Genomic DNA, 26,701 nt, shown 5'->3' with positions numbered 1-26,701 from the left:
GGTCACCTGTCGTCTTCGGGGGTCCCGTGACGCAGGTGACGCAACGTTCCCCTACTTAGGAAAAAAGGAGGGGGTTCTGTTGGTGGTGCGGCGCGGCTCAGGGCGTGAAAGGGGAGCCGCTTCGCGGCGCGTCTCGCGCAGGGCGGCGCCGCCGCCGAACAGCAAGAGGAGCACGCCCGGCCGGGGTGCTCATCTTGCTCGTGCGGTCGCGGCCGGTCAGAACGCCTGTTGCTCGTGCGGGGGCGTGGCCAGCGAGCGGGTCATTTCGATGTAGCGGCCCTCTCGGGTGCGGCCTGAGTCGATGAGGACGCCGCGGGCGGCCAGGGTGGGTTGGAGGCGCTTGAGGCGGTCGGAGAGGACTTTGCCGGTGGTCGGCCAGCCCTTGGGCAGGGGGCGGAAGTCGTCCCCGGCGTGGACGTGGCTGAGGCAGTGCAGCCATTCCGTGGACGTCATCCGCTGCGCCGTGCCCGTTTCCATGCTCGCTGCGTGCTGCAACACGGTCTGTGCGAGCAGGTCGCCTTCGATGACGTCGTCGTTGAGGTCGTCCAGACTGGCCCGGTAGGCGGTGAGTGCTCCGAGGCCAGTCGCGGCGTCGAGCTGCGCGCACAGGTGCGCGAAGTCCGCCATCCGCAGGTCGGTCGGGGTCTCTACCTCAACTGCGCGGACCTTGACCGTGAGATCCAGGAGCGAGCCGAGGACGACGGGCAGCACTTCCGCGTAGTCCGCCCACAGCTCCGCCTCGGTACGCCGCACCCGGGGTCGCTCCAACCGCAGAGGCAGGAGCCGTTCGGCGAGGTCGGGCCGGATGACGCCGACGTCGATACCGGTCAGCAGCAACGGCCGGCGGTAGCCGACGCGGAAGACGTCCCCGTCGGTGAACAGCGCGCGCTTGACGCTCTCGGCGCCGGTGACGATGCAGCACATGGCGTCGGACAAGTCCGGCGTCATGTGGGAGAGGTTGTCCAGCGCGGTGACCCATCCCGCGGCCACCGCTGCGATCAGGTTCTCCTCATCCTTCGGAGCCCGACGGAGGTCACCGCTCATGCCTTCGATGATGCGTACGAGCATGCGTCCACCGGTGGACTTGCCGGCGCCCTGCGGGCCGGTGAGGAACGGGGCGGGCACGGGCACGGACGGACCGAGGCATCCGATCAGCCACGCGATGGCCAGGCACTCGGTCTCCGCGGTGGCGAAGTTGCACAGCCGCATCAGGAGATCGATGCCCTTGCCGTTGGTGTCCTTGGCTGGGAGAGGGAGTTCCCCGGTGAGCTGTGTACGCCGCCAGCACACCTCGCGCGGGTCGGGGGTGAGGATGTCCCAGCCGGTGGGGTGGATGCGGATGGACTGTCCGTCGTCGCGGCCCAGATCCAGCCAGGTCGCTCCGTCGAATCCGGGCGCCACGCGGATGTTCACGGCGTGCGTGTCCTCGTACAGCGCGAGCGCTTCGATCAGGTCCAACGCCTCCTTGAGTGCGGTCCCGTTGAACACGCCGACTCCGTCCCTGAACAGGCCGACCATGAGTTCTTGGCGGTGGCTTCCGGTGGTGCCCTGGGAGCGGATCGGGCGGGCCACGGGGTGGCTGTTGCGCTGCGCGTACACGGTTCCGTCGGCGGTGCGGAAGTAGCGGAAGTGGGCTTGCGCGTAGTCGGTGATGACCTTGCGGGCGGGGGTCTTGTCGTCGTCCTCGGACATGGTCACAGTCCCAACGTGGTGCGGGCGTTCGTCCACGTGTCGGAGCAGTGCCGGGGGGATTCGCCCTTGGCCTGAGCCGCGGTGAACAGCCGGGCGACATGGGCGTCGGTGAGGCAGCCGCACCGCCCATGCGTGGACAGCACCGCGAGGAACGTCCGGTACACGGTGGCGTGCACCCCGCCCGAGGCCTCGGTGACGCGCTGTACCGCCATGGTGATCCCGCGGCCCAGGTAGGTGGGCGTGCGGTGCGGGCATGCACCGCTCTGCCCCCTCATGAGCACTGTGGGCATCTCTGTCGCCTTGCGGGCGGTGGGCGGCTCCTTTGCTGTCAGCGCGCGCACCGCGTCCGGGAGAACGGCCATGGCGCCGGTACCGGCCCCCAGCCAACGGACGTACGCCATAAGGGACTTGATGTCCACGCCGGGCCGGACCGCGTTCACGGACTGCATGACGCCCTGGTAGATCCAGTGCTCACCCCGCGTCGTCGGCACGGCCCGCGTGGCCGGCAGGCTCGCACGCGCCCAGGTGATGGCGTCCGCGTTGTCGAGGTCGACCACGGTGAGGTTGGCGCCGCCGGGGTGGTAGCCGATCGCTGCCGCCTGTCGCCACGCGGTGGCCCACTGAGAGGAGTTGAGGACGTTCGGGTCGGTGGTGGCGGCGGCCCACGCGTGGCACGGACGCGGGCAGGTGCAGGGACCGGGAGTCTTCATGTTCGGTCGGCCGCCGCATGCGTTCTTCGCGCAGGTGCGGCAGTTGCCGAACGGCACCTTGCCTGCACGTAGCGGCAGGGGTGGGACCCCGTTCGTGGCGAGCGTCAGCGCGGTTTGCAACGGGGCTACTCGCCGGATGTCGGTGGGTTGGGTCATGCTGGATGCCTCCAACAGGTCTGTTGTGGGCTGGTTGGCAAGGGCGGCCCCGGATCTTTGGCGAGACGAGGGGGCCGCCCTTGGCGTAGCTAGGCGATGTCCAGGGCGAGTTGGGACGGCTCGGCAGGCGCGATGACGGACACGTCTGCGGCGAGCAGGATGCGGTAGGCGAGCGCGGCCTGATGGATGACGACGCCGTTTCCGAGGATCTTGAGCTGGTCGGAGCGGGACAGGCCCAGGTCCGCGCCGGTCACCCAGCCCGAGTCGGCGCCCATCATCCATTCCACGAATGCCGGGGACAGGCGCCGGTTGCCCTTCGTACCGGGTTCGGTGGGCTCGGGTGCGGGGCGTCCCAGCACCTGCTCCCAGCGGTGGATGGCGGGGCCGTAGTCGGTGCCGTTGGTGGCCACCCAGCGTTCGTCCAGGCGCACGGCCTGGCCGGGCAGGTAGTAGTTGCCCGCCTTGTCGCGTTGGTTGGGGCCGCCGTGCGGTCCGTCGGAGGCCTTCGGGGTGGGCAGCAGGTCGCGGACCAGGTATTCGATGGAGGGGCGCGAGCTCGCGCCGGGTGAGGCGGATTGGTTGCGGCCGTAGCGGGCGGCGGTCGGGGTGGGCAGCAGGTTGACGACCACCTCGTTGAGCGGGCGGGAGTTGGTGCCGAGCAGGTTGGAGGCTCCGGACTTCCAGTCGCGTGCGGCGGGGGTGGGCAGGAGGGTGACGGCGGTGCGCAGGTTCATCCCACCCTGCCGCTTGGCGGAGGTGCCGGGGCCGCCGGTGCCGTCGGCGGCGGCCGGTGTGGGGAGCAGGGTCAGGCGGCCGTCGGGGGAAGTAAGAAGACCACTTCGTCCTCCAGCGTGGGCCCGTGCCCGCCGGCCTTGCGCTTGTCCGGGTGCTGCGGTCCCCCGTTGCGTCCCAACTGTGAGGTGGGGGTCTTCAGCAGCGGGATAGGCGACGGCGAACCAGCGGTCGCGGCGGTGGCAGGCGCCGACTTCGGGATCTCCAGCGCGTAGGCACATCCACCGCGCGTCGTACCCGATCGCGGCCAGGTCGGCGGCGACGACATCGAGCCCCCGGGACCTAAGCGCGGCGACGTTTTCCAGGAAGACGAGGCGGGGTCGAAGGTGGCGAATGGCTCCGTGAACGATGGTTTTCCAGAGTCCTGAGCGGTCACCCGCGATCCCTCCCCGGGGTCCGGCGTTGGAGATGTCCTGGCACGGGAAGCCGGCCGTCAGCGCCCGGGGGCGTGCGATCTCGGCGGCGAGCGCCTCCCAGTCGACGGCGGTGATGTCACCCAGGTTGCGGACACCGGGCAGGCGGGTGGCGAGCAGCCGGGATGCGGCGGGGTCCTTTTCGCCGACCAGGACCGTGGGCAGGCCGGTCACCGTTTCCACGGCCTGGTCCAGTGCACCGGAACCGGTGCACAGACTGACATTGCCGTCTTCCGGCGGCATGAGGGGTTGGGTCATGCTGGGGACCTCCAACAGGTCTGTCTAGGACGGGTTGGACAAGAGCGGCCCCGGGTTCTTGGCGGAATTGAGGGGCCGCTCTTGGCATAACTGGACTTTGTCCGGTGCTTAGTTACTGGATCTCTGGCTGTGGGTAGTGCCCCGGTACTTTTCGACCTGGGGGCTCAGTGGCCGACTTATTCGGGGTGATCGCGTCTTTCGGCGTGTTGGCCTCTTTGTTGATTGCTGCGTGGCAGACGCGGGAGCTCACACGACAGACAAAGATCAACAATGGGCTTGCCGGGGCGCAGGCTACGTACAACGGGTTGGAGCGGTTGCACCACGTGGATGGCTTCATCGCCACAGACCCGTCGCTGTACGACTACTTCTATGGCGGGGCGTCGATACCGCCGGATCCAGAGCAGCGGGCTCGCGTACTGATCCTGGCCAATATCCTGGCCGACGCGATCGACTACGGGATTATGACCACCGCAGTCACCCCCGTCGTCCTGGGATACGAGGGATGGCGGGCGTACGCCCTTGCAATGCGCCGCGACTGCCCTGCGCTCGTTCACGTGATCAGGGAAAATCCGGACTTCTACCCGGCACTTGTGGCTCATTGGGAGGCCAACCCCGAAAGTAACGCTCTCTGAATCAGCCGTGGAAGTGGTTGCGCTTGAAGACGGCCTTGCGGATGTTGACCGTGGTCCCGTCCTTGTGGCCGCTCGCGCTGAGGCCTGCACGGCGACCCAGCCGCCGAAGATGACGGCGGCGAGGGTGATGAGCTGGGTGATGAACGCGGTCAGGGCAGTGATGAACGCGGTCAGCAGGAACAGTCCGCCGCACACAGCGGCGAACCCGACACCCCCGAGCGCGATGTTCACAGCAGCGCGGGAGACGGGCGGCTTGTACGCGACCGGCTCGGGCTGCACAGGGGTGATGGCGTAGCCGGTGACGACACGACCGTCGGGCAGGACGACGCTCGCCACCGCCGGGATGCTGCCCGTCTGCATGGGCACGAGCGGCGCCGTGCGCGCGAGCGTGATCGGAGTGGGGTGGTGGACGTCCACGGCCGCCGTGTCGTGCGCGGCCGGTAGGCGGGTGGAGTCGTTCACGGTGTGGCCTCCGGTCAGTTGCCGAGTTCGGAGAGGGCGTCGGCGGACGCCTGCACGAGGTTGTGGATGGGCTCGTACGCACCGGTACCGGCGACGAAGAACCCGAACAGGAACAGCGCGATGGCCGCGCCGCCCCCGGCGGACTTGGTGCGGACGGCGAGCGCGGAAGCAGCGCCGAACAGCAGCACGGCGGAGATGTTCAGGACCATGAGGAGCCTTCCGGTCAGGGGGCGTTGGTTCCGGCGCGGTAGGTGCGGGCCCAGCGGTTGTAGAGCCAGCGGCCGACGCGTATGCGCTTGCCGGTCGCGTGGCAGCGGCGGCAGTCCTTGCCGCGCTTCATGCGGCCCTTGCGGTCGGTCTTCATGGCGAAGCCCCAGCCGTTGCACTTGCGGCAGTTGCCGAACGGGGAGGCAGCACATACAGCGACGTAACAGAGCGTCACACCGAGAATGAGGGTGATAGTGAGCAGGGCAGAGGTCATGACGGGCCCTCCGGGCGGGTTTCAGGGGTTTCCGCAGGTGGGCCGCTATCCGCTAGCGGCCTGATCAGAGCAGGTGTGGGGCGCTAGCGGGGCCGCTAACGTTAGCGGGGTGTGCCGCTAGCGCTAGCGGCCCCGGACAGTCAGCCCGCGTCCCGCTTTCCGTCACGCTCCGCAATTGCGGTGGCGATGTGGGAGCGGTCGATGCCGCGCCGGTTGACGACCTTGCCCTTCACGCGGCGGCCCACCTGGATGGTGGAGATGCCGTGCGGCTTGAGCGCGGCGGCCAGTCCCTCGGGGTCCCAGCCGTCGTAGACCTCCTCGCGCAGTTCTGCGAGCCGGGCGACGACGGTCTCGGACCACGCCTTGGGCTCATCGGCCGGCACCACGGCGAGGATGTCGCGCAGCAGGTCGTACGCGCTGGTGACCGGCTCGGGTGCCTCCCCGAGCGCGTGCCCGGACAGCGTGCCCGCCTCCTCGCGCAGACGGCGGGCACGGGCGCCGATGGCGTCGGCACCCTGGCCGTCGACGTAGACGGAGCGCACGATCCGGGCGTCGGAGCCTTCACCGACGAAGTAGTGAATGCCCTTGTCACCCCAGGCGAACATGGTGGCCCGCACCCCGCGCTTGTACGCGGAGGTGCCCAGCACCATGTCGTTCTCCAACTGGCCCATGACCTTCAGGCACCAGCGGGCCGACGCGTTCGCGCTGATTCCGGTGGGCAGCGCCTTGGCGTCCGGGCGCTGGGTGGCGAGCAGCAGCACGATGCCGGTGGCCGGACCGCGCTTGACCAGGTCGGTGGCGATCTCCTCGAACTCCTTGGCGTGCTCGGGGTGCTCGAACAGGACCTGGCACTCATCCACCCCGATCACGATCGGGTGCAGGCCCAGGGAGCGCTTGTCGGCAAGGGCGCTGGTCACCTTCGACTCCGGGCAGACATCCCGCGGCAGCGAGCGGATCACCTTGGTACGGCGCCGCAACTCCTCGCGCAGCGCCCGGAAGTCGTTCAGGCAGTAGGTCACCGACTCGTCGTCGTCACCTGCGGCATGACGGTGGGAGACGGCATCGCCGACCGGGTCGAGGTCGCCGGTTCCCTTCATGTCGTAGGTGTGCAGCTCCGCGCGCGGGTCGAGCGCGGCGATGAGCAGCAGCAGCCTGAGCAGGAACGTCTTGCCCATGCGCGGGATGGCGCCGATGACGCCCGCGATGTACATCAGGGTGGCTTCGACCCAGCGTCCGCGCTGGTCGGTGCCGTAGGCGACCGGCTTGAACAGGTCGACCGAACCTGCCTTGAGCAACGGCCACTTGGGCTGTGCGGCGCGGGACATGTCCTGATCCCCCACCCACAGCACGAGGTGCCCGGTGTGCTCATCCGGCACCGCCTCGGGCCACACACAGCCCAGCGGCCTGCGCAGACCGGAAGCGAGCCGGTCGCGACGCTCGATGACATCGGTCACGGTGACGCCGTAGGGGAGATTGCCCTCCGCCCGCCAGCCGGGACCGTCGCGCGTGATGGGAGCGGTGAACTCGAACCCGTCACGGCCCTTGCCCTGTGCCTGGTTGATGGCAGGGATGCCGAGAGCGCCCAGTGCCCGCAGCACGATGTCACTGGTGAGCTGGACCGCCTTGGGCAGTTCCACGGCCCGGTGGATGACCGGTGCGTCCGCCTGCTGTCCGGCGAACCCGAGCGCCATCACGACCGCGCTCACCGACACCGCCTGAAGCCAGTCGGGGGCCAGCACGTACAGGGCGAGCGCGGCGCCCAGCCCGACGAACAGGGCGAGCACGGCGACGAGGGTGCGCAGTCGGACCCGTCCGTCGCGCTGCCGCGACAGCTTCAGGTACTCGCCGGCGTCCTCACGGCGGACCGCGGCGAGCCGGACCGGCTCGCCCTCACGGTCGGCCACCCACCGCATCGTGCCGCCCACGAACTTCGCGGCCCCGGTGGGGGCTTGCAGGGCGAACCGGGCCACGTAGACCGGGGCACGCAGCGCGTGATAGCCGGCAGCATGCGCGTAGTGGCGGGCCACCCACGCCGTGGCGGTGCGCAGCTCTGCCACCGACCGCAGCCACTCGGGAACGACCGCACGACGCTGCGCGGCGAGCAGGCGACCGAGGTAGCTGGGACCGGTCGCCTTCACGGTCGGCTGGTCGACCATCACGCGCGCGGTCGGGTCGCCCGACTCGGCACCCGACCGATCGGTGTCGGAGTCGGCCGACGGGTCGGAGTCGGGTCGGGTGGTCGAGTCGGGCGACTCGGCACGGGCCGACCGTGCCTTGCCGAGGTCGACCACCTCGCCCCCGGAGTCGGCTGCCAGTTCGACTTCGAGTCGGTTGAAGAGCTCGTTCTCATCGTCGGGATGTTTCACTGGATGTTCCTTCCTAAGGGGAGGCAAGGCGGGGTCGGTCCGTCGCTGTAGGAGGTGGGCGGACGGACCCCGCACGGGGCGCTACGGGGGTGGCATGAGGAAAACCAAGTCCAAGACGCAGCAGTGCGAGTGGTGCGGCAAACCGGTGCAGCAGCCGGAAGGCCGCTGGCGGAAGCGGCGTTATTGCAGCAAGGCACACCGGCGCAGGAACCGAATCGCGGAAGCGGTCTGGGAGTTTCTGGGCTTCTGGTAGGTCACGCGGCGCGCTGTTCCTCGGGGTAGGCGCAGAGGATGCACATCCCCAGCGACGTCGGGAGGCAGTAGTCGTAGACCACGCGGCACTTCGGGCAGGTGCGGCGCGCCAGCATCGCCAGCGCAAGCGCACCGCACCTGCGCGAAGTCATCGGCCGCACCGGCTTGGCCAGGTCGACGCGGTAGAGGTAGGCGACCTGCACCCCCGACTTGCGGCCCCGGTGGCGGCGCATCACCTGCGCGGCCACCGGCTGACCGCCCGGACGAAGCCCGTCCGCCCGCAGTTGGCGGCGGGTGGCGTAGCCGTCAGGGGCCAGGCGCCACGGGAACGTGGGCACGCCGTGTCGGGCGCCGGTGGGGTCGTAGCACTTGGCGAACGTCAGGGACGTCATGCCGCCACGGCCTCACCGGCGTTGACGGGGTGCTGGGCACGGCTGTCGGTCCGTTCGGCGAGCAGGGCATCGCGCACCTGCCGGGCCGGAACCGCACCGCAGTGCAGCGCCTTGCGCAGCGCCTCAGCGTTGATCGCGCTGTCGTCCCAGTCGGCCGTGATCGTGCGAGCTTCGGCGAGCAGGGCGGCCGGGGTGCGTTGCGGCGCGGCAGCCTTGGGCTTGGGCGACTGCCTGCGAGGCGCCTTCCGCGCCTCGGGCTTCGGGAGCTCCGGAGCCTGCGGCGGTGCGGGTGGCACGGGCATGTCGCCGGTGGCGGGGGTGAGTTCGCCCATGCGCAGCATCACGCGCTCACGCCGCGGGGTCTTTGCTCGCCAGTTGCGGCCGTAGGTCTCGCGCAGGTCCGCGCGGGCCAACTGCCGCTCCTTCTCCAGCCTCAGCGCCTCGCTGTAGGAGGTGACCTCCCACAGCGTCATGCGGCGCCACAACGCGAACGTGGAAGGGAAGGCGAGCAACCAGCGGGAGAACCGGATCTTCTCCATCCGCCGGCCGGTCGCAGCGCCGATCCGTACGGCGTAGATGTGCGCGCCGATCTCGGAGAACACCACCCACAACAGCGGCATCGTGCCGTGCGCCACCTTCGCGGACAGAGAGTGTCCGGCCGCGACGTTCAGTCCGCACGTGATCAGCGTCAGCGCCCAGGGCACGAGCCGCACCCACGCGAGCGCCATGTCCATCCGGATCAACAGCAAGTTGGCCACGGTGAACACCGGGATGGCCACGTCGATACCGACCGGCAGCATCCACGGCGCACTGAACCCCCACCGCACCGCGGCAGCCGACACCGCATCGAAGGAGGAGATCAGACCCAGCGCACCCACCCCAGCAGCGGCCAGCGCACCAACCCCTGCCAGGCCCAACTCAGGCTTCGTCAGGGGCGGAACGGCCGCACGCTCGTTGCTCTGTGCCGTGCCGGTCGCGGTCATGCCGCGCCCCCCCCTGGAAGGGAGGGTTGACCAGGCCGGTCAGCGTGGCGATCTCGTCACCGGTCAGCACCGTGTGCTCGTTCATGGCGTGCGCGGTGGTGCGGATCTCGTGCCACAGGTGGCCGACCTTGCGGCGGGCCATGCCCTGCACCATCCCCCACGACTTCCCGCCCGCCGGAACGTGACCACGACCGAGCCGGTAGCCGAAACGGGCCAGCACATCGATCGCCAGCTCACGGTCATGCTCGGCAGCGCACGCCGCGGAGCGCTCCGGGGTCCACAGCCCATATGCCAACGAGGACTACTCGCCGGGGAAGCGACTGCCGGCCGCTCGCCAACTCGCCAAGGAGCTCGGAGTGCAGCTCATGACCGTGCAGAGTGCGTACGGCCAACTCCGTGATGAGGGCTTGGTTCTCACCCAGCAGGGGCGAGGGACGTTCGTACGCGACCCATCGGCGCCGCTTGGCACCGAGCCCGGCAGTAGCCCTGCCTTCGCCGCCCTTGCGGGAGAGCTCAGCTCGATCCATGACGCCCTCCGACTTCTCGCTGAGCGTTTGGACCGGCTTGAGGAGATCGTGAGTAGCCAGACGCCACCTTCGCGGTGAGTACGTCCGCGCGCCTCAGCAGCCCTTCGACCGTGGCGCGCGCCTCGCCCAAACCCGCTTTGATCAGCGCGAGTTCAGCGGCGGTGAGGCCCGCCAGCCCGTTCTCTTGCTCAGTGATCCCTGGCATGCAAATGAGCATGGGCCCGCGAACGGCAGAGGACCCGGACAGACTGTCCGGGTCCTCTTGCCTTGCGGGTCAGGGATGTTGACGAGTCGTCACCGAGTTGCTTCGTCCACGGCATCCAGTACCGCAGCCCACGGGAGCTCCCGCCCCTCCGGTGCGGCTCGGGGCTCGTACAACGGCCACACGTCCGGCCCGTAGACCAGTCGAACTCCTGCTTGGCGCAAGGCGTCGGTGTGGCGCTGCCACGCAGGGTGTCGAGCATGCGCGGCGTTGACGCGAGGGAACACGACCACCGGCAAACCGAGAGTCCCCATAGCCTCGCCCACCTGCGTCAAGGCCTGGTTATCCATGAGGCCGCTCGCGAGCTTCGCGACCATGTTGGCTGAGGCCGGAGCCACGACATAGCAGTCAGCAGCCGGGTGCGGCCGGACCTCGCCAGGGAGGCGAGGTTCGTCACGGACAGGGAGTCCGGTCAGCTTCTCTAGCCGCTCGGTCTCCCCGCTCATCCGGAGCCAAACTCCCGCAGTGGGCGTCAGCGTCACGGCCGCCTGCCACCTACGTTCCATCGCTGGCTCGACCAGACCCGTACGGAGTGATTCCACTCCGCCGGCCGCCGAACCGACGACTCCCAGAACCCCGCGCTTGCTCGAACTCACTGCACCGCCCTGCACCGCTGAGCCATCACGAACACCTCGGACGAACGAGAGCCGCCGCTCACGGGCGATTGTTTGATCAGGTCCCGCAGCGTCTCGCGCACCCTGGGATTGTTGCGCACGAGCTGCGGGGCTGTGCGTTCGGCGGTGCGCAGCTCGGAGAAGGCCTCATCACCGTGTCCGGCAAGCGAGAGAGCGCGGCTGTAGTCAATGCGGTGCGAGACGCTGCGCTCCTGCGGCATGTGGTCGACGTCGATCCGGCCGTTCTCCACCACGTACGACACGTTGTCCAAGTCAAGCTCGATAGACAGCCGGTGGAGGATCACGTTCGTGGGACCGAAGCCGGTCTGCCAGTAGTTCTCATCCGAACCGAGATCGTCAGCGAGTTCCTCAGCACGGTCAGGGAGGCGGGTGGCAGTCGGGCGGTCCTGGTGCCGAGCCGCCGCAACGGCTGCCCGTAGGTGGATCATCCCGAGCAAGCTCAGTGCAGACGGATCACTCTCCGCCACCTGAGAGGCCAACCACGTCGCCGTGGTGTTGCCCAGCTCCATGGCATCTTCGTACCGACCGTTCGCGAGCAGCGCGTGCGTCCCGGACCGGGCGGCTGAGGCGAGAACCAGGGGGTCGTCGGACTCGTCCGCCGCACGCATCGCCCTCTCGGCAGCCAACCATGAGACATCGGACTCTCCGACCTTCGCCAGCGTCGTGGCTGCAAGGTGGTGCGTGCGGGCAGAGACGGCCCAGCAGTCGTGGCGGTCCTCCCCGCGGCGCCCAGCACGATCCTCTAGCTCCTGTGCGGTCTGGAGAAGCGCAGGAAGGGCCGCGATCACGCTGCCGAGCCGACCGGGCCTGGTAGTCGTTCCAAGCGTGCTCAACACGCACCGCCACGGGGGCAGGAGTGGGGAGCTGAACGTCTGCCTCTGGACCGAAGAGTAGGCGCGAGAGCCGCCGGGGGCTCATGAGCGCGTCCCGCACGGCCGGCACGTCGTCCTGATGCTTCTCGTCTTCAACCAGAAGGGTCTGACCGAGTAGGTCGCCAAGCGGTACTCGCAGGATGCGAGCCAGCTCCGCGAGCATGTCGATCCGCGGCAGCTTCCTACGGCCGGTCTCTGCCTTCGCGAGCCAGTCAGTGCTACGCCCGACCAGACCGGCCAGCACCTCTTGCGTGTAGCCGCGACGCTTCCGGTAGAACGCGATGCGCTCGCCGATGCTGAGGTGATCTCCAAGACCACGCATGGGGTGCTGCCTCCTGATGCTGTTAGGGGCGTGTTTCACGGTACAGAGCCGCTCAGGCGACGGGTAGACGCCCTTGGCGCCCCGCCGCGTCAGTACGAGCTTGCCGTGCCTAAGCAGGCGAGACCCGGACGGAATGTCCGGGTCTCTTTTCGCAGGTCACCCTTGGGAGCGCCGGGCTGTCTGTGGACCGTCAGAGGATGATCAGCAACGACCGGAAACGGTGGCTCCGCTGCAGGTCAGAAGCCGTGGCGTGGACATCACTTCAGGTCCCATGTTGTGACCTCCAGCGATACATGGCCAGCCTGTCCGACGTAACCACAGATCGCGGGCCCGTGCTCAATCGCAGTTGGCCACTCTGCTCAGCGATAGTTGGCCAGTCGGGTCCCGGACTGAACTGGCTTCGGACGAGAGCCTCAACCCCCAAGCCCGTGACAAGCCGAGGCGGCTGCTGGCCGAACTCCAGAACGGCCACGTGTCTGCGTATTCGCCGAGCGGTGCGGGCGCGGTCACCATTTCTCTCCACGGTCCGCAGCTTCTCGCGCGGGAAGCTCGTCGAGAGCGTCGCCGGTCTCCACGGCGCCGTTGAAGTTGTGCACCCTGATGGAGGGATGGCCCGCTTCGATAGGGTCGGGCACCTCGACATCCTCGTCCCAGTCGGAGAACCGGTCCGTAATCGGAGGAAGAGGCTCTGGTCGGGGATTTTGGTCCAGATGCTGCCGGGCCTGGTCAAGGAGTTCCTGCGCCTGCTCCAGCAACCGTTCGGCGTCGTCGGGCCCCGCCGCATCGACCTCGTACAGGCGCTCCAGGTTGGCAGCCAGAATGCCGATTGCGCGTAGAGGAGCCAGAACCCCCTGCACGCGGTGACGGTGCCACGCCTTCTCCCATTCGGTGCGGAAGCTGCGGAACAGTGCCTTCAGTTCCGAAGAGCGGTGAGTCAACTCGTTCCGGGTCTCCGGGGGCACGAGCGGGAGCAGCGTTCTCGCGATCTCTGCGGCCGGTTCCTCAGGGGCGGGAGAGACCGCAGCCTGGCCGGTGAGGACCCGGTGCACGGTCGAGCGCGGGACGCCGGACTCCTTGGAGATCTCGCGCACGGAGGGCCTGCCCGCAGCTTGGTAGAGCGTCTGCATGGCGCGGGAAAGGGATTCTGTGTCGATCGCTTCCTGCGAAGCCAGGCCGAAGCCTGCTTCTCGGGCTTCCTGCCGCGAAGCCCGTTCCTCCTGCCGCTTGAGGGCCTCTCGGTGCAGGGCTGCCAGCGCGCTTCGCTCTTCCGGCGGCAGCTGCGCGGCCGTGGCGATGGCCGAGACCACTTTCCAGCTGGGCACGCTCCGGCCGGACGCGGCCCGGGACAGGGTCGCCGTGCTGTAGTGCGTACGCGCGCTCAGCTGGTTGTACGAAAGTCCGGCCGCAGCCCGCATCTGCCGGAGCTGCTGGGCAAGGGCTCGAAGCGGCGGAGCGGAGTCCGGCGGGATCTGCTTTTCGGGCCGTGCCATCAGTGCTCACCTCCACGTTTGTCCCAGGTGCCTGTAATTACGTAGGCTACGGGACATCGGCCTGGTGTCATCGGGACTCGGGCCTCGCCCTTCAAGGGGACGCGCGTGACGACCGACGCCTGGGTCCTGTTCACCGTATTCGGCGTGCTCTTCGCCGTGGGGACCACGCTCACCACGTACCGCCTCGCGGTGGCCGACTCGCTCAGCTCGATCCCGCTGTGGTCCTGGACCGGCGGCACGTTCGTGGTCGCGGTGGGCGACATCGGTGCGGTGTACGGCTTGCTGCTCGACCTCACGAGCGGCGCGCCGAGCGGCAGCCGGATCGGCTGGACGGTCGCCTTGGTGGTCGCCGCGGTGATGTTCGCCGCCCTGGTCTTCAGCCTGACCGGCGGGAGCGCGACCGCCCCCACGCCGCGCTGGCTACGCTGGCGGTTCGCGGGCTGCGCCTTCAGCGGCGTGCTCACCGTGGTCGGGGTGGTCTGCGCCTTCGTGAACTGACGCGTCAGCCCCATCGGGCGCCGGGCGGAGCATGCTGTTCCTCCGGCGCCCCTTTCGTGCGGTCGAGGAGAGCCTCGTCGCGGTACGGCTTTCGGTCCCGGGACAATCCCCTCGGGGTACGCGTCATCCTCCACGGTGGGAAGGCCCTGCTGCCCGGCGTAGCGCCCTTGCCTCCGGCCAGCAACTTGAGACGCCGCGGCCGAGTGCGGCCTCTCGGGGTCTTTCGCCTGTGCGGCCCGCACATGCGCGGCGATGCCCTGTTGGTGGGCGACCCAGGAGCCTGCGAGGATCGACAGTGCGTCGCCTTCTCCGTAGAGACCGACAAAGTGGTCGTACAACTTCCGCGCGTACTCCGGCCACAGGTTCCGAGGGTCGCGCCGCAGGGTCGCGAGCGCCGCCCGGGGAGAGTGCTCCAATGCTGTGGTCACGTGGCATCCTCCGGCTCCAACTGCTCCCGGCAATCCGGGCACAGGTCGGGGGCCGTGCCCTCGATCTCCGATTCGAGGAACCACTGACGTGCGCATCCGGCACAAAGCACGAGCTCGTGCGAGGAATGCCGGGCAGCGCAGTAGAAGCAGTACAGCGTGTCAGACACCTCTGGGCTGTCCGCGAACACGACGCCTTCGACGAGGGCGAGCACGTGGCAGTGAGGGCAAACCCGTGTCACGGCGTTCCGGGCGTCGGGGGTGCCAAGGTAGTCGAAGGTGAGCATGGTGGCGTCGTGCCATGCCTGGTCGCAGAAGCGGCAGCGCCCCCCGGCAGGGACGACGACGAGGGCCCGCTGCTCGCAGGCCGGACACATGACCGCCTGGCTCCCGGCCAGCTCCCCCCGGAGCCGGTTCAGGCGCCGCTTGACGTAGGAACTGATGTTCCTGACGCCCTCGACCACCGGGGCCATGTCCCGGGCAGCCCGCTCGCGCTCTGATCCCTGAAGCAGCGGCAGCAGTTCGTCCTGCAAGAAGCGCATCAGGAAGTCGAGCACCCGGCCGGCGCGAGCCTCAACCGCGTGGGCCGGGTGGGTGAGGCCGTAGTGCTGGAGCGCGTTGCGGTCCTTGGCCAGCGCGTCGAGGGCGTCACTCTCCTTCTTGTCGATGGCGATGCCGACGACGTCGCACAGACGCTTCACCGCGGCTCCGGTGCCGCAGCTCTCGAAGTCGCCGCTGTCGAAGGCCGCCCGGGTCGCGGTGCCTGGGTCCTTGAAGACCAGGCTCCAGTGCTCGCGCAGCAGCCGGGCCTTCAGCAGCACCTCGACCGCGGCCTGTAGATGCAGGACCGCGTATTTCAGGTCGCGGTCGTCGACCGCCGACTCGTTCTCGTCCAGGCGCTCAACGACGCTGGCGAGGTAGTCGATGCCGTTGCGGACCGGCGGGAAGTCCAACTGTGGCGGCTGGGACGGGCGACCCGGCGGCACGTACCAGTGTCCGCCTCCAGCCGGAGCCTCCGACCGCGGTGTGTCGCTCGATTCGCCCGTCTGGACGGGGCCCTGATCCGACGTCAGCATGCCGACAGGATAACCGTGATTATCCTGTGACTTTTGGGTTGTCCAGTGCCGTGTACAGCGCACTTCCGAGGATGAACCGACTCCCACCGGAACGTGGATCTTCCACGGCCGGACCGAGTGGCCAGGTATCGCTGCGCGTGGCCAACTAACACTGAGCGTCACATATGTCGGCACTGGCGTGTCCCCCAAAATCGAACACATGATTGAATCCAAGTCATGGGATACGCGCCGTTTCCGCCAGACCTGATCCAGGCTCAGCGTGACTGGAACCGCACCCACGCAGCGCTGGAGCGCCGACCTATCCATACGACCGCTCTCCGACGTCGGTTGCAGCAACTCTCCGCCCGGCTCGCCTCCCATCCGTTCTGGGAGACACGATCCGGTCGGCCGCCCACCGCCAGAGTCGAGCTACGCCAGTGGGTCCGGGAGATGGAGGAGGCGGAGGATCGCCTCACGGAACGGCAGGAACGCATCCTGAAGTGCATCAGGGACTTGGTAGCCGACCGCGGAGAGGCGCCCTCAGTGCGGGAGATCGGCCAACACGTCGGGCTGTCGAGCGCATCGGCTGTCGCGTACCAGCTCGACAGGATGGAACAGCTCGGCTTCATCGACCGCGGATCGAGTCGCGGGAAGACCAGGGGCATCGCGCTGCGCTGGTGACCGTCAAGTAGCACCTCAGCACCTGAGCTCCCAGCACGCGCTTACGCCTTCAAGCCCAGCGGACCCTGCCCGCAGGCTGTGGCCGGCCGTCGAGTGGGTATCCGCGTCCACCCCCCCATGACGCTTGCTGACTACGTCGACTCGATCGGGGACGCTCGGCTTGTCGCCGACATGTTGGTCGGTGGGCAACAGCGCCTCATGATCTACCCGAGACGGGGCTTCATGATCGAGCAGGACATTCCCGGTGACATCAAAGCCGCGTACGAGCGGCTGCGCGACCGCGGCTTCACCAGTCGACTCGTACCGGAGACCGCAGAACCTGCCTGATGTTCTACTGCCTTCTGTCTGACGCGGCAGAGAAAGTCTGTTCTACGACACCGAGGTCCGCACTGTCGCTTTCCTCGCGAAACGCTTCAACCGCCTTGACCAGCAAGGTGAAAGCGTTATCGCCCGTGTATGGCCCAACCTCGGTTCGAAACATCCGGTACTCTCGACCGAGTGCGGTTGCGCGCTGCGAATCTAGAACTGCGCGATTATGTAGGCGAGTGAGCTGAATCCCGCCTTCGCAGATAAAGGCGAACGCTGCCACGAGCGCCGTGATGAGAGCTGGCCCTTTCATGAGTGCCAGGACCGGTGTTACGGCGGATGAGGTGAGGATCAGTAGCCTCAGCAGGCGGTACCACCTGAGGCGACCTCGCGCCCTCTGGCCCACGGTCTTGATCTCATCCTGAAGCTCACTCAGATATTGATTCCGAAAATCAGTTAGTGCCTTCTTTTTTTGCTCCAGCCCCTTATTTTCGACCCCGTTGACGGTCAGGGTTGAATTGTTAAATCCTACAGGGCGGATTAGTCCATGGCTGATTTGAACGTTCGATCCGCCAGGGAAATATGTGAAGGAAGTCGATGGGTTGACGGTGAGTGGCAGAGAGGATCCGCTGGAAGTGATGTTAATTCCGGATGATCCGAAAGAGGTGCTCGGCGTACTGGGAATTGTTAGGCCGGTAGAACTTTCCGTCCCACCCTTCTTTTCTGTAAAATCGCTTTTACCGTCCCTGTTTTTCGAATCGCCTGAATCGGTCATTGTGCTGGCTCCCTGAGCTTCCCTGGCAACACGGTTGGCCTAGTCTCCCAACGGTGAAGGCTGATGTGCCACTGTCCTGCGCGGATCATCGGCGCGGTTGGGAGGCGTGCCAGACCTTGGTAAGCCCGCCAAGTTGCTTCGGGAGGAGAGGAGCCGGTCTCACTTGTGGTCTCAATCGCGCCCTGTTCCGGGGAGGTCCACTGAAGTTCGTTGAAGTGCATGAAGTGCTCTGGCCAGGTGTGAGAGCCGTCTGGCGGACGTCAATGGACACCCCGGGACCAAGATCGAACAGCTTGTAATGCGTAGGTCGTCGGTTCGAATCCGACAGGGGGCTCACGCGTACGGGCGGGCCCTTTCGCAGGGCCCGCCCTTTTCGTGCGGCGTCTAAGCTCCGGGCCATGCGCGTACTGGTCTTGGAGGACGATCCCGAACTGGGGCCCGTCGTCGCAGCTCAGCTGCGGGACGCCGGGTTCGCGGTCGATCTTGCGCAGACCTTGGCCGAGGCGGATCTCAAGCTCTCCGTCAACGGTTACGACTGTGTCGTGGCCGACCGTTCGGTACCGGACGGCGACTCGCTCACCCTGCTCGCCGCGCACCGGCGGGCCGGATCGGTGCTGCCCTTCCTCCTTCTGACCGCGCTGGACGCGGTGAGCGACCGCGTGGCCGGTTTCGAGCACGGCGCGGACGACTACCTCGTCAAGCCCTTCGCCTTCGCCGAACTGGTCGTACGCGTAAGGGCGTTGTGCCGCAGGCAGCAACCGGCGCGTCCGCCGGTCCTGCGGGCGGGTGATCTGGAGGTCGACCTGCCTCGGCGCCGGGTGTCCAGGGGCGGGGTGCTGCTCAGCCTCTCCGCCAAGGAGTTCGCGGTACTGGAGGTCCTGATGCTGCGCGCGGGCGAGGTGGTGACCCGCACCGAACTGATCGAGAGCTGCTGGGACGAGGCGAGCGAGCCGATGTCCAACGTGGTGGACGTCCTGATCGGCCAACTGCGCCGGAGGCTGGGGCCGCCCGATGTGATCCGGACGGTGCGGGGGGTCGGTTACGTGCTGGGTGCGGGCGGCGAGGAGTGAGGCGTTGCGAGCCGCCGTCGCCGGTCCTCTCGCCCGCCGTGGCCCGGCTGCGGCGTACCCGGCGGCTGATGACGCTGCTGTTCGCCTCGACCACCGCCGCCTGTCTCGTCGTACTCGCCACGGTCGCGATCCGCATCGATGCCGGATCCCGCCGTTCCGGTCTTGACCACGACGTCGGCAGCCGCGCGGCCGGGCTGTCGCGGGCGGTGTGGTTCGACGCGGGGGTGTTGCACCTGGAGCCGTTGCGGGAGGACGAACTCGCCCGGGGCGCCGAGGTGTTGGCGGTACTGCAAGCGGCGCCCCGGAAGTCGCCGTCGGTGCGCAACGTCGTCCCGGCCCGTTCGGCGCTGCCCGCCGCGGACCGACTGGACGACGTCTGGCGGAGTGTCCTCGACGAACAGGAGACCGTCGTCCTCAGCGCGCCCTCCGCGCGGGGCGCGCGGTTGCGCTGGGCGGCGGCCCCGGTCTGGGACGGCGACCGGATCGGCGCGGCCGTGCTGGTCGGCACGGAACTGGCGCGCGGCGAACACGACCACGACGTCCTCGTGCGCTGGCTGGCGCTCGGCTGCACGGCGCTGGTCTGCTGCGCGGCGGCCGTCGGCCATCTGCTGTCCGGGCGGGCGATGCGGCCGGCGCTGCGCGGGCTCGGGCAGCAGGAACAGTTCCTGGCCGAGGCGGCACACGAGCTGCGTACGCCGCTGGCGACCCTGCGGCTCGTGGTCGAGCGGGGTGGTTCCTCCGACGAGGCGCTGCGCCTTGTGGACCGGCTGAGCCGACTGGTCACCGGGCTGCTCGCCAGGGCCCGCCTGGAGTCCGGCGCGCAGCGCGTGGAACTGGTGCCGCTGCGACTTGACCAGCTGGTGGAGACCACGGTCGAGGAACTGCCGGACCACGAGAGCGTCACGGTCACGTCCGAGCCGGCGGTGGTCCTCGGCGACCCGGACCTGCTGGCCCAGGCGGTCCGGAACCTGGTGGAGAACGCCCAGAGGCACGGCGGACCGGCGGGTTCGCCGGTGGAGGTGACGGTCGGGGCGGGGCTGGTGACGGTGCGGGATCACGGGGCGGGGGTGCCGGCGGCGGATCGGGAGCGGGTGTTCGGGCGGGGGGTCACCGGGCGGCCTGCGGCGGATGCGGGTGCGGGTGCGGGCGGGGGAGATCGGCGGGGGTCGGGAGCCGGGCCGGGGGCTGGAGCCGGTGCGGGGGCGGGTGCGAGAGCTGGATCGGGTTCGGGGGGTGCCCTGGGTGGGGGAGCTGGCTCGGGTCTGGGCGCTGCCTCGGGTGTGGGAGCCACCCCGGGCGCGGGTGCCGCCGCCGACACAAGCGCCGCGGGTACCGGTGTCGTGGTGGGTCCTGGAGGCGCCTTGGGTGCGGGAGCTGGCTCGGGTCTGGGGGCGACCTCGGGTACGGGAGCCGCCCCAGCCCCAGGCGCCCTAGGCTCAGGCGCCCCAGCCCCAGGCGCCGCAGGCACTGGTGCCGGGCTCGCCATCGTTCGTTGGGTCGCCGAGTTGCATCACGGCACCGCTCGCCTCGCGGACGCGCCCGGCGGGGGACTGCTCGCCGAGTTGCGGATTCCGACGCACACGCCTTCGGCGTAGATCCCTGCGCCCTCGCCCCGCACCCGCATCCGCCGCAGGCCGCCCGGTGACCCCCCGCCCGAACACCCGCTTCCGTCGAACCCCCACCCCTCCTCATCGTCATCTCATGAAGCCCCCGGCACCGTGAGCGCATGAACTCTTTGCGTACCCCGGGGCTGGTGGTCACCGGTGCTGCCGCGGGGCTGGGTGTCCTGCTTGTCGGCGTGAACGTGTTCGGGGTGCCCTTTGACGGCTCCCGCACGCCGGCGGCGACCGACGTGGCCGTTCGGGTCGATCAGGTCGGTTATCTGCGGGGCGAGACGAAGGAGGCGTATGTGATGGGGTCCTCGAAGGCTCTTGCGGGCGCCCGTTTCAAGGTGGTCGACGTCGAGGACGAGGACAGGACGGTCGCGGCGGGGCGGCTCGGGGCCGTGACCGGTCGTTGGAACGCGAAGTACCCCTCGGTGCGCACCGCCGACCTCTCCGCGCTGAACACACCCGGCACCTATCGCATCGTCCTCACCGGCAGCGCGGCGGGGCGCTCGCCCGTCTTCCGGATCGCCGGGGCGCGTGAGTTGATGACCCCGCTGGTCCGGGACAACGTCCGGTTCCTGCAGGCCCAGCGCGACGGAGCCGACGTGCTGTCCGGCGGTCCCCTCAGGCACGGTCCGTCCCATCTCGCCGACGAGGACGCGACCGTCTACGCCGATCCGGAGTACGACGAGGAGGGCGACGAGCTGCTCGACGGGGGGTTGACCCCTGCCGGTGATCAAGTCGACGTCTCCGGTGGCTGGTTCGACGCGGGGGACTTCCTCAAGTTCACCGGCACCACCTCCTACTCCGTCGCCGAACTGCTCCTCGCCCAGCGGGACTTGCCCGACATGAAGGAGCTGGCCGCCGAGGCCACGCACGGGTTGGACTGGCTGGACAAGATGTGGGACGGGGACAGCGGGACGCTCTACGCCCAGGTCGGCATCGGCGCGGGCAACGACGCCGTACGCACCGATCACGACGTATGGCGGCTGCCGGAGGCCGACGACCGGCTCGACGTGTCACCCGGCGACCCGGACTACACGATCAAGCACCGCCCGGTGTTCCGCGCGAACGACCCGGGCGAGCCGATCACCCCGAGCCTGGCCGGACGCGTGGCCGCGGTCTTCGCCCTCGCCGCACAGCGCGTCGCCGACACCGACCCGGACGAGGCACGGGAGTGGCTGGACAAGGCCGCCGCCGTCCACGACCTGGCCGACACCGAACACGACCCCGACGAACCGCTCGTCACCGCCTTTCCCAGCGCCTTCTACCCCGAGGACTCCTGGCAGGACGACATGGAGTTCGCCGGTGCCGAACTCGCCCTGGCGGCGAGGATGTTGGGCGATGACCGGGAGGGTGAGTGGACCGATGAGGCGGCCCGCTGGGCCCGCGCCTATCTCGACTCCGACGTCAAGGGCACCCTCAACGTCGCCGACGTCAGCGCCCTGGCCCACGTCGACCTGGCCACCGCCCTGGACGGCGACCGGGCGAACGGCATCGGGGCGGAGGACCTGTACAAGGACCTGCGCCGCCAGTTGGAGGACGGTGTCGATCGCGCCGGGCACGATCCGTTCGGAGCGGGCGCTGTCTACGACGACTTCGACGCCGTACCGCACACCTTCGGTCTGGTGGCCACCGCGCGCCTCTACGCCAAGGCCACCGGCGACACCCGGTACGCGGCCTTCGCCGGGCAGCAGCGCGGCTGGGCGCTCGGCGCCAACGCCTGGGGCACCAGCTTCATGATCGGGGCCGGTGAGGTCTATCCGCACTGCCCGGAACACCAGTTGGCCAACCTCCGCGGCAGCCTCGACGGCAAGGGTGCCATCCTGCGGGGCGCGGTGGTCAACGGCCCCAACGCCGCTGACGAACTCGCCGACTTGAACGGCTTCTCCACTATGAGGAAGTGCTCCGCGGGCCCGCCGGAGGGTGCCTGGAGCGACTTCGACGGCAAGGGTGCGCGGTACGTGGACGACGTGGGCGCCTGGCAGACGGTGGAGCCGGCGCTGGACTTCACGACGACGGCGTTGCTGGCCTTCGCGCTGACATAGCCGCCGCGTACACCGCCCGCGCCAGGTCCGGCCGGGTCAGCACCTCCGCGTTGTCGACGAACTGGTCGACCGAGCCGACGAGTTGGAGCCGCTTGAGAGCCGGGTCGGTGATGCGGGCGGTGAGGGCGCGGGTGAACCGGTGCGGTGGGGCGGTCGGTTCGACGCGGTCGGTCAGACCGAGCTGGTTGTGCAGGCCGGCGACGATCTCGTACGCGTGGGCCAGATGCTTCTCGCGGCCGTGCCGGTCGCCCGCCGTGACGGCGGCGGTCAGCACCGGGGCGAGACGGTGCCCGGCGGAGGTGTGGGCGAAGGCGGTGCCGAGCCATTTGCCGTACGGCGGATAGCGGCGGTCCATCAGGAGGCACAGGCGCATCAAGTCGCGTACCAGCCGGGCCGCGGCGACCGCGGAACCGATCTCGTCGCCGACCTCGCCGCAGCGCCCGACGAGGGCCTCCTCGCGCGAGACGCGCTGCCATTGGCAGGCCAGCACGTGCAGCCAGATGTCGTGCGGGTACCAGCGCAACGCGGCCCGGGCGCGGGCGAGTTCGCCGAGGCCGTCGTGGAAGACGGCGCCCGCGGTCACCTCGGCGAGCAGTTGGGTGGGGGTCGCCAGCCAGTCCCGCGGGGTGAGGTGCGCCGGGTCGAAACCGAGCGTCGCGGTGAACCAGGGCGCGGTGTGCGTGACTTCGACCCCGTCACGGACCGGGCGGCCGTGGAAGGTGTCCGGGAGGTGTTCGGCGAGGACGTGTCTGATACGGCCGGCGCTGCGGGGGACGTCGTGGCGGTGGAGGAAGAGCTGCAGACGGAGGGGGCGTGCGCGGTCGGGGGAGTGGGCCGCGGGGTGATCCGGGGAGTGGGCGGCGGGGCCGGTCGTGTCGAAGCCGAGCACCTCGGAGCCGCTGCCCAGGCGGGCGGCGGAGTGGGGAATCCCGGGAGCGGCTTCCTCCAGCAAGGGGCGTACGGCTTCGATGTACAAGCGCCGGGAGAGCTCGAGACCCGAAAGGAAGGGCGGCATATGGGTGTTGCTCATGTCAGGGAGCCGTGCCCATTCCGTGAGGGGGCATGCGGAACCTTCACAGTTCTGACCGTGATCCTTCGACTTCGACCGTGACGGGTACTGCCTTTACGGGCGGTGAGGCACGTTGGAAGGTTTCATTCCACCGACGCCGCCGCAACGGGGCCGCGACTCACTACAGTGCGAAGGATGAACGCATACGAAGCTCCCGTCCGGTTCACCCTGTTAGGGCAGGTCGGGGCCTGGTGCGGTGAGCAGGAACTGGATCTCGGTCCACCCCAGCAGCGAGCGCTGCTGGCGGCGCTGCTCCTGCGCTGGGGCCGCCCGGCCACGCTCAGCGAACTTCTCGACGCCGTCTGGGGCGAGAAGCATCCGGCGGCCGCCGTGTCCGTCGTACGGACCTATGTCTCGCGCCTCCGCAAGGCGCTGGAGCCCCGCGGGGGCACGGCCGCCGGATCTCCGCAGGTCCTGGTGTCGGTCGGGGACGGATATCTGGTCCGGGTCCATGAAGACGCCCTGGATCTGGCCCTGTTCGAGAAACGGGTGGCGGAGGCGCGGAAGCTGCGCGCCGACGGCGAACTCACGGCCGCGGCTCAGCTGCTGCACGCCGCGCTCGACGAGTGGCCGGGCGAGGCCCTGGCCGGACTCCCCGGCCCGCTGGCCGAGTCCGAGCGCCACCGGCTGCAGGAGGTACGGCTGACCACGCTGGAGACCCGGCTGACGCTGGACGTCGAACTCGGCCGCCACGGAGACGTCATCGCCGAACTGGCCGCGCTGGCCGGCCGGCATCCGCTCCGGGAACGGCTGTGCCACCTCCTCATGGTCGCGCTGTACCGGTCCGGGAGGCAGGCCGAGGCGCTGGCCGCCTATCGCGCGACCCGCAGCACCCTGGTGGCCGAACTGGGCATCGAGCCCGGCGCGGCACTGCAGAGCCTGCACGACCGCATCCTGGCGGCCGACGCGTCCCTGCACCCCGACCCGTCCCACCAGCCCGCCGCACCCGAAGTACCGGACGCGTCCCCGCCGTTGGAATCCGCTCCGCGCCCGGACCCGACGGAGGAGCCGGCTCTGCCGGCCACCGCGTCGCACACCGCGCGCCCCGCGCAACTGCCCGCCGACCTGCCGACGTTCGCCGGCCGGGAGGCCGAACTCGACCGCGTACGGGCCCTGTTGCCCGACGACGGGCCGCCCTCGGCCACCGTCCTGATCACCGCGATCGGCGGCATGGCCGGCATCGGCAAGACGACCCTCGCCGTGCACTGGGCCCACGAGATAGCGGATCGTTTCCCCGACGGTCAGCTCTACATCAACCTGCGCGGCTTCGATCCGTCCGGTTCGATCGTGACGCCGGACGAGGCCATCCGTATCTTCCTGGACGCCCTGGGCGTCCCGCCGGTGCGGATCCCGGCCCGGCTCGACGCCCAGGCGGCGCTGTACCGCAGCAGGCTCGCCCAGCGGCGGGTGCTGATTGTGCTCGACAACGCCCACGACACCGACCAGGTACGGCCGTTGCTGCCCGGCTCGCCCGGCTGTCTGGTCATCGTCACCAGCCGCAATCAGCTCACCGGCCTGGTCGTGAGCGACGGGGCGCATCCGCTGGCGCTGGACCAGCTGACCTCCGCCGAGGCCAACGAACTGCTGGTGCAGCGGCTCGGCAGCGAGCGGCCGGCGGCGGAACCGCAGGCGGCGGACGAGATCATCACGCGGTGCGCCCGGCTGCCGTTGGCGCTGGCCATCGTCGCCGCCCACGCCGCGACCCACCCCGGCTTCCCGCTCAGCGCCATCGCCGAGGAACTGCGCGAGAGCCACGGCAGCCTCGACGCGTTCGCCGGGGGCGGCGACGTCACCATCGACGTACGGGCCGTCTTCTCCTGGTCGTACAAGGCGCTGTCCGCACCCGCCGCGCGGCTGTTCCGCCTCCTGGGGCTGCACGCCGGACCCGACTTCGGCGCGGCCGCCGTGGCCAGCCTCGCGGGTCTGCCGCTGCGCGAGACCCGCGGCCTGCTCGTCGAACTCACCCGCGCCCATCTGCTCACCGAGCGCTACCCCGGCCGCTACACCCTGCACGACCTGCTGCGCGTGTACGCCGCCGAGCGCGCCCATGTCGACGAGACCCCGCAGGAGCGGGAGCAGGCCGTCGGACGGGCGTTCGCGTGGTACCTGCACACCGCCGACGCCACCTGCCCGCACCTGACGCCGAACCGCCGCCGGCTCGTCCTCGACCCGCCGCCCGAGGGGTGCCGGCCGCTGGAGTTCACGACGTACGACCAGGCCCTGGCCTGGTGCGAGACCGAGCGGGCCAATCTGGTCGCCGTGGTCCATCAGGCCGCCGAGAGCGGGCGGGTGGGCATCGCCTGGCGGCTGCCCGCGGTGCTGTGGGGGTTCTTCTACCTCCGCAGCCACATACAGGAGTGGTTCGACTGCGCCGGGACGGGACTGGCCGCCGCCCGCGCCGCCCAGGACCGCCAGGGCGTGGCCCAGGGCCTCGCGGACGTGGCGGCCGCCCTGCGTCACTCGGGGCAGATCGAGGAGGCCATCGACCACCTCCGTCAGGCGATGGCGGCCTACCGGGACATCGGGGACACCGAGGGCAGGTCGTCGGCGGTGGGCAACCTCGGCGACGCCTACCTCCAGGCCGGGCAGTTCGACAAGGGCGTCGAGTACACGCGCCGGGCACTGGCCGTCTACCGGGCCACCGGCAGCGTCTGGGGGGAGGGCATCGCCCTGTGCAACCTGGGTGACGCCTACCAGCGCCAGGGCCGCTACGACGACGCCATCGAGGTGCTGGAGCAGGCCCAGGTCGTCCTGCGCGCCGGCGGCAACCGCTGGGTGGAGGGCCTCGCGCTCGACATCCTCGGCACGATCCACAGCCGGCTCGGCCGCCACGGCGAGGCGGTCGAGTACTACCACCGGGCGCTGGAGACCCACCGTGACATCGGCAACCGCTGGGGCGAGGGCCACACCCTGGGCAACCTCGGCGGCGCCCAACTCGCCGCGGACGAACGGAAGGCGGCCGTCGACAGCTGGCGCCGGGCGCTGGAGATCTTCGTGGAGTCGGACCACCCGGACGCGGAGAAGGTCAGCGAGCTGCTCCGCCGGCTGGAGGACGGGGAGGGCACGGCGGAGGAGGTACTCGTGCCGGACGCCGCGCCCGGGCCGACCACCTGACATGGGCCTCCTTCGATCGAGGGTGTACTCGGACAACGGGTGGTCGGCCCGGAAGGTTCAACGACTCGCCGGACGGGACGAGTTGCTGATGGTGGACGCGCGGCTCGTCGACCTTGTGAGGGAGCCCGCGTCCAGGTCGGACGTGCTCGCGCTGCTGGTTCGCTGCCATTGAAAGTCCGTCCACGCCAGCTGGCCCACAGGACTTTCCGGCAGGGAGGGAGAAGACCGCGTGATGTCCCGCGACTGCTCTGCGCTCTCGCGCAGCGACTCCCTCATGTACGCGTTGCTCGCGTACTCGAGGACCGTGGGCATGCTCCCGGGCGATTCCTCGACGGCCTTCCTCAGCTTGTCGTCGG

Annotated in this window: 23 protein-coding genes and 3 pseudogenes; 9 read left to right on the top strand and 17 right to left on the bottom strand. The window is 69.4% G+C overall.

Features of this window, described 5'->3' with window-relative positions; genetic code table 11:
• Positions 1 to 216 precede the first annotated feature (216 nt).
• The 3 genes from ACIQI8_RS34480 to ACIQI8_RS34470 all read right to left on the bottom strand — a co-directional run bounded on the left by ACIQI8_RS34480 (position 217) and on the right by ACIQI8_RS34470 (position 4,021).
• Positions 217 to 1,692: an ATP-binding protein gene (locus ACIQI8_RS34480; protein WP_402359752.1), complete on the bottom strand. Its 1,476-nt coding sequence runs from the start codon at positions 1,690 to 1,692 to the stop codon at positions 217 to 219.
• 2 nt (positions 1,693 to 1,694) lie between these two features.
• Positions 1,695 to 2,558 (bottom strand): bifunctional DNA primase/polymerase, encoded by an 864-nt coding sequence (locus tag ACIQI8_RS34475; protein ID WP_402359349.1) that lies wholly within the window; start codon positions 2,556 to 2,558, stop codon positions 1,695 to 1,697.
• Positions 2,559 to 2,647: 89 nt separating this feature from the next.
• Positions 2,648 to 4,021 carry a DNA cytosine methyltransferase gene (locus ACIQI8_RS34470; RefSeq protein WP_402359346.1) on the bottom strand — a complete coding sequence of 458 codons (1,374 nt, stop codon included), beginning with the start codon at positions 4,019 to 4,021 and terminating at the stop codon, positions 2,648 to 2,650.
• Between the two features lie 167 nt (positions 4,022 to 4,188).
• Here ACIQI8_RS34470 and ACIQI8_RS34465 point away from each other — a divergent pair, with 167 nt between their 5' ends.
• The gene (locus ACIQI8_RS34465; protein ID WP_402359343.1) at positions 4,189 to 4,653 is read left to right on the top strand and encodes a hypothetical protein; all 465 of its coding nucleotides are present in this window, start codon (positions 4,189 to 4,191) and stop codon (positions 4,651 to 4,653) included.
• Between the two features lies 1 nt (position 4,654).
• Here ACIQI8_RS34465 and ACIQI8_RS34460 read toward each other — a convergent pair.
• The 7 genes and pseudogenes from ACIQI8_RS34460 to ACIQI8_RS34430 all read right to left on the bottom strand — a co-directional run bounded on the left by ACIQI8_RS34460 (position 4,655) and on the right by ACIQI8_RS34430 (position 9,884).
• Positions 4,655 to 5,115 (bottom strand): annotated as a pseudogene (locus tag ACIQI8_RS34460) (hypothetical protein).
• Positions 5,116 to 5,129: 14 nt separating this feature from the next.
• Positions 5,130 to 5,324: a hypothetical protein gene (locus ACIQI8_RS34455; protein WP_402359340.1), complete on the bottom strand. Its 195-nt coding sequence runs from the start codon at positions 5,322 to 5,324 to the stop codon at positions 5,130 to 5,132.
• A 14-nt stretch (positions 5,325 to 5,338) separates the two neighbouring features.
• Positions 5,339 to 5,596 (bottom strand): hypothetical protein, encoded by a 258-nt coding sequence (locus tag ACIQI8_RS34450; protein ID WP_402359337.1) that lies wholly within the window; start codon positions 5,594 to 5,596, stop codon positions 5,339 to 5,341.
• A gap of 140 nt (positions 5,597 to 5,736) precedes the next feature.
• Positions 5,737 to 7,962, bottom strand: a complete 2,226-nt coding sequence (locus ACIQI8_RS34445; protein WP_402359334.1) for a cell division protein FtsK — start codon at positions 7,960 to 7,962, stop codon at positions 5,737 to 5,739.
• A 254-nt stretch (positions 7,963 to 8,216) separates the two neighbouring features.
• A complete protein-coding gene (locus tag ACIQI8_RS34440) occupies positions 8,217 to 8,606 on the bottom strand; it encodes an RRQRL motif-containing zinc-binding protein (protein WP_402359331.1) in 390 nt (129 codons plus the stop codon).
• A complete protein-coding gene (locus tag ACIQI8_RS34435; protein WP_402359328.1) occupies positions 8,603 to 9,589 on the bottom strand; it encodes a DUF2637 domain-containing protein in 987 nt (328 codons plus the stop codon). Before ACIQI8_RS34435 ends, ACIQI8_RS34440 begins: the two co-directional genes overlap by 4 nt.
• Positions 9,525 to 9,884: a hypothetical protein gene (locus ACIQI8_RS34430; RefSeq protein ID WP_402359325.1), complete on the bottom strand. Its 360-nt coding sequence runs from the start codon at positions 9,882 to 9,884 to the stop codon at positions 9,525 to 9,527. The genes ACIQI8_RS34435 and ACIQI8_RS34430 overlap by 65 nt, the downstream gene beginning before the upstream one ends.
• Here ACIQI8_RS34430 and ACIQI8_RS34425 point away from each other — a divergent pair.
• Positions 9,814 to 10,194 (top strand): GntR family transcriptional regulator, encoded by a 381-nt coding sequence (locus ACIQI8_RS34425; protein ID WP_402359749.1) that lies wholly within the window; start codon positions 9,814 to 9,816, stop codon positions 10,192 to 10,194. The genes ACIQI8_RS34430 and ACIQI8_RS34425 overlap by 71 nt on opposite strands.
• A gap of 216 nt (positions 10,195 to 10,410) precedes the next feature.
• Here the strand turns inward: ACIQI8_RS34425 and ACIQI8_RS34420 are convergent, their stop codons facing one another.
• From ACIQI8_RS34420 to ACIQI8_RS34405, 4 genes and pseudogenes are all read right to left on the bottom strand, one after another.
• Positions 10,411 to 10,920 (bottom strand): flavoprotein, encoded by a 510-nt coding sequence (locus ACIQI8_RS34420; protein ID WP_402359745.1) that lies wholly within the window; start codon positions 10,918 to 10,920, stop codon positions 10,411 to 10,413.
• A gap of 50 nt (positions 10,921 to 10,970) precedes the next feature.
• Positions 10,971 to 11,801: a hypothetical protein gene (locus tag ACIQI8_RS34415; RefSeq protein WP_402359755.1), complete on the bottom strand. Its 831-nt coding sequence runs from the start codon at positions 11,799 to 11,801 to the stop codon at positions 10,971 to 10,973.
• A 259-nt stretch (positions 11,802 to 12,060) separates the two neighbouring features.
• Positions 12,061 to 12,207, bottom strand: a pseudogene (locus ACIQI8_RS34410) (helix-turn-helix domain-containing protein); the annotation flags it as partial.
• Positions 12,208 to 12,713: 506 nt separating this feature from the next.
• Positions 12,714 to 13,697: a helix-turn-helix domain-containing protein gene (locus ACIQI8_RS34405; RefSeq protein ID WP_402359322.1), complete on the bottom strand. Its 984-nt coding sequence runs from the start codon at positions 13,695 to 13,697 to the stop codon at positions 12,714 to 12,716.
• A 105-nt stretch (positions 13,698 to 13,802) separates the two neighbouring features.
• Here ACIQI8_RS34405 and ACIQI8_RS34400 point away from each other — a divergent pair, with 105 nt between their 5' ends.
• On the top strand, positions 13,803 to 14,195 hold the full coding sequence (locus tag ACIQI8_RS34400) for a hypothetical protein (protein ID WP_402359319.1): 393 nt from the start codon (positions 13,803 to 13,805) through the stop codon (positions 14,193 to 14,195).
• A gap of 424 nt (positions 14,196 to 14,619) precedes the next feature.
• On the opposite strand, the gene ACIQI8_RS34395 is transcribed toward ACIQI8_RS34400, so the two are convergent.
• Positions 14,620 to 15,696 carry a hypothetical protein gene (locus tag ACIQI8_RS34395; RefSeq protein ID WP_402359316.1) on the bottom strand — a complete coding sequence of 359 codons (1,077 nt, stop codon included), beginning with the start codon at positions 15,694 to 15,696 and terminating at the stop codon, positions 14,620 to 14,622.
• A 216-nt stretch (positions 15,697 to 15,912) separates the two neighbouring features.
• On the opposite strand from ACIQI8_RS34395, the gene ACIQI8_RS34390 reads away from it, so the two are divergent.
• Both ACIQI8_RS34390 and ACIQI8_RS34385 read left to right on the top strand, forming a co-directional pair.
• The gene (locus tag ACIQI8_RS34390; RefSeq protein ID WP_402359313.1) at positions 15,913 to 16,356 is read left to right on the top strand and encodes a LexA family protein; all 444 of its coding nucleotides are present in this window, start codon (positions 15,913 to 15,915) and stop codon (positions 16,354 to 16,356) included.
• Between the two features lie 67 nt (positions 16,357 to 16,423).
• Positions 16,424 to 16,683: pseudogene (locus tag ACIQI8_RS34385) on the top strand (YdcF family protein); the annotation flags it as partial.
• Between the two features lie 4 nt (positions 16,684 to 16,687).
• Here the strand turns inward: ACIQI8_RS34385 and ACIQI8_RS34380 are convergent.
• Entirely contained in the window at positions 16,688 to 17,437 is a 750-nt protein-coding gene (locus tag ACIQI8_RS34380) for a DUF4231 domain-containing protein (protein ID WP_402359310.1), read from the bottom strand.
• Between the two features lie 398 nt (positions 17,438 to 17,835).
• Between ACIQI8_RS34380 and ACIQI8_RS34375 the strand changes: the two genes are divergently transcribed.
• From ACIQI8_RS34375 to ACIQI8_RS34365, 3 genes are all read left to right on the top strand, one after another.
• Positions 17,836 to 18,507: a winged helix-turn-helix domain-containing protein gene (locus tag ACIQI8_RS34375; protein WP_402359307.1), complete on the top strand. Its 672-nt coding sequence runs from the start codon at positions 17,836 to 17,838 to the stop codon at positions 18,505 to 18,507.
• Between the two features lie 68 nt (positions 18,508 to 18,575).
• Positions 18,576 to 20,102: a sensor histidine kinase gene (locus ACIQI8_RS34370; protein ID WP_402359304.1), complete on the top strand. Its 1,527-nt coding sequence runs from the start codon at positions 18,576 to 18,578 to the stop codon at positions 20,100 to 20,102.
• Positions 20,103 to 20,233: 131 nt separating this feature from the next.
• Positions 20,234 to 22,162 (top strand): glycoside hydrolase family 9 protein, encoded by a 1,929-nt coding sequence (locus tag ACIQI8_RS34365; RefSeq protein ID WP_402359301.1) that lies wholly within the window; start codon positions 20,234 to 20,236, stop codon positions 22,160 to 22,162.
• Here the strand turns inward: ACIQI8_RS34365 and ACIQI8_RS34360 are convergent.
• Complete coding sequence (locus ACIQI8_RS34360) at positions 22,125 to 23,192, bottom strand: DUF4037 domain-containing protein (protein WP_402359298.1); 1,068 nt, start codon at positions 23,190 to 23,192, stop codon at positions 22,125 to 22,127. The two genes, ACIQI8_RS34365 and ACIQI8_RS34360, sit on opposite strands and share 38 nt — an antisense overlap.
• Positions 23,193 to 23,366: 174 nt before the next feature.
• Between ACIQI8_RS34360 and ACIQI8_RS34355 the strand changes: the two genes are divergently transcribed.
• Positions 23,367 to 26,345, top strand: a complete 2,979-nt coding sequence (locus ACIQI8_RS34355; protein WP_402359295.1) for an AfsR/SARP family transcriptional regulator — start codon at positions 23,367 to 23,369, stop codon at positions 26,343 to 26,345.
• Positions 26,346 to 26,701: the final 356 nt, after the last annotated feature.

The sequence above is a fragment of the Streptomyces sp. NPDC092369 genome (assembly GCF_044755245.1).
GTDB lineage: Bacteria > Actinomycetota > Actinomycetes > Streptomycetales > Streptomycetaceae > Streptomyces.
This window is presented reverse-complemented; position numbering and strand designations above follow the sequence as displayed.

Excerpts from the sequence above, each read along its gene's own strand:
- ACIQI8_RS34480 (WP_402359752.1), bottom strand. The coding sequence starts at position 1,692 with ATGTCCGAGGACGACGACAAGACCCCCGCCCGCAAGGTCATCACCGAC.
- ACIQI8_RS34475 (WP_402359349.1), bottom strand. The coding sequence starts at position 2,558 with ATGACCCAACCCACCGACATCCGGCGAGTAGCCCCGTTGCAAACCGCG.
- ACIQI8_RS34470 (WP_402359346.1), bottom strand. The coding sequence starts at position 4,021 with ATGACCCAACCCCTCATGCCGCCGGAAGACGGCAATGTCAGTCTGTGC.
- ACIQI8_RS34455 (WP_402359340.1), bottom strand. The coding sequence starts at position 5,324 with ATGGTCCTGAACATCTCCGCCGTGCTGCTGTTCGGCGCTGCTTCCGCG.
- ACIQI8_RS34450 (WP_402359337.1), bottom strand. The coding sequence starts at position 5,596 with ATGACCTCTGCCCTGCTCACTATCACCCTCATTCTCGGTGTGACGCTC.
- ACIQI8_RS34440 (WP_402359331.1), bottom strand. The coding sequence starts at position 8,606 with ATGACGTCCCTGACGTTCGCCAAGTGCTACGACCCCACCGGCGCCCGA.
- ACIQI8_RS34435 (WP_402359328.1), bottom strand. The coding sequence starts at position 9,589 with ATGACCGCGACCGGCACGGCACAGAGCAACGAGCGTGCGGCCGTTCCG.
- ACIQI8_RS34405 (WP_402359322.1), bottom strand. The coding sequence starts at position 13,697 with ATGGCACGGCCCGAAAAGCAGATCCCGCCGGACTCCGCTCCGCCGCTT.
- ACIQI8_RS34395 (WP_402359316.1), bottom strand. The coding sequence starts at position 15,696 with ATGCTGACGTCGGATCAGGGCCCCGTCCAGACGGGCGAATCGAGCGAC.
- ACIQI8_RS34390 (WP_402359313.1), top strand. The coding sequence starts at position 15,913 with ATGGGATACGCGCCGTTTCCGCCAGACCTGATCCAGGCTCAGCGTGAC.
- ACIQI8_RS34380 (WP_402359310.1), bottom strand. The coding sequence starts at position 17,437 with ATGACCGATTCAGGCGATTCGAAAAACAGGGACGGTAAAAGCGATTTT.
- ACIQI8_RS34375 (WP_402359307.1), top strand. The coding sequence starts at position 17,836 with ATGCGCGTACTGGTCTTGGAGGACGATCCCGAACTGGGGCCCGTCGTC.
- ACIQI8_RS34370 (WP_402359304.1), top strand. The coding sequence starts at position 18,576 with ATGACGCTGCTGTTCGCCTCGACCACCGCCGCCTGTCTCGTCGTACTC.
- ACIQI8_RS34365 (WP_402359301.1), top strand. The coding sequence starts at position 20,234 with ATGAACTCTTTGCGTACCCCGGGGCTGGTGGTCACCGGTGCTGCCGCG.
- ACIQI8_RS34360 (WP_402359298.1), bottom strand. The coding sequence starts at position 23,192 with ATGAGCAACACCCATATGCCGCCCTTCCTTTCGGGTCTCGAGCTCTCC.
- ACIQI8_RS34355 (WP_402359295.1), top strand. The coding sequence starts at position 23,367 with ATGAACGCATACGAAGCTCCCGTCCGGTTCACCCTGTTAGGGCAGGTC.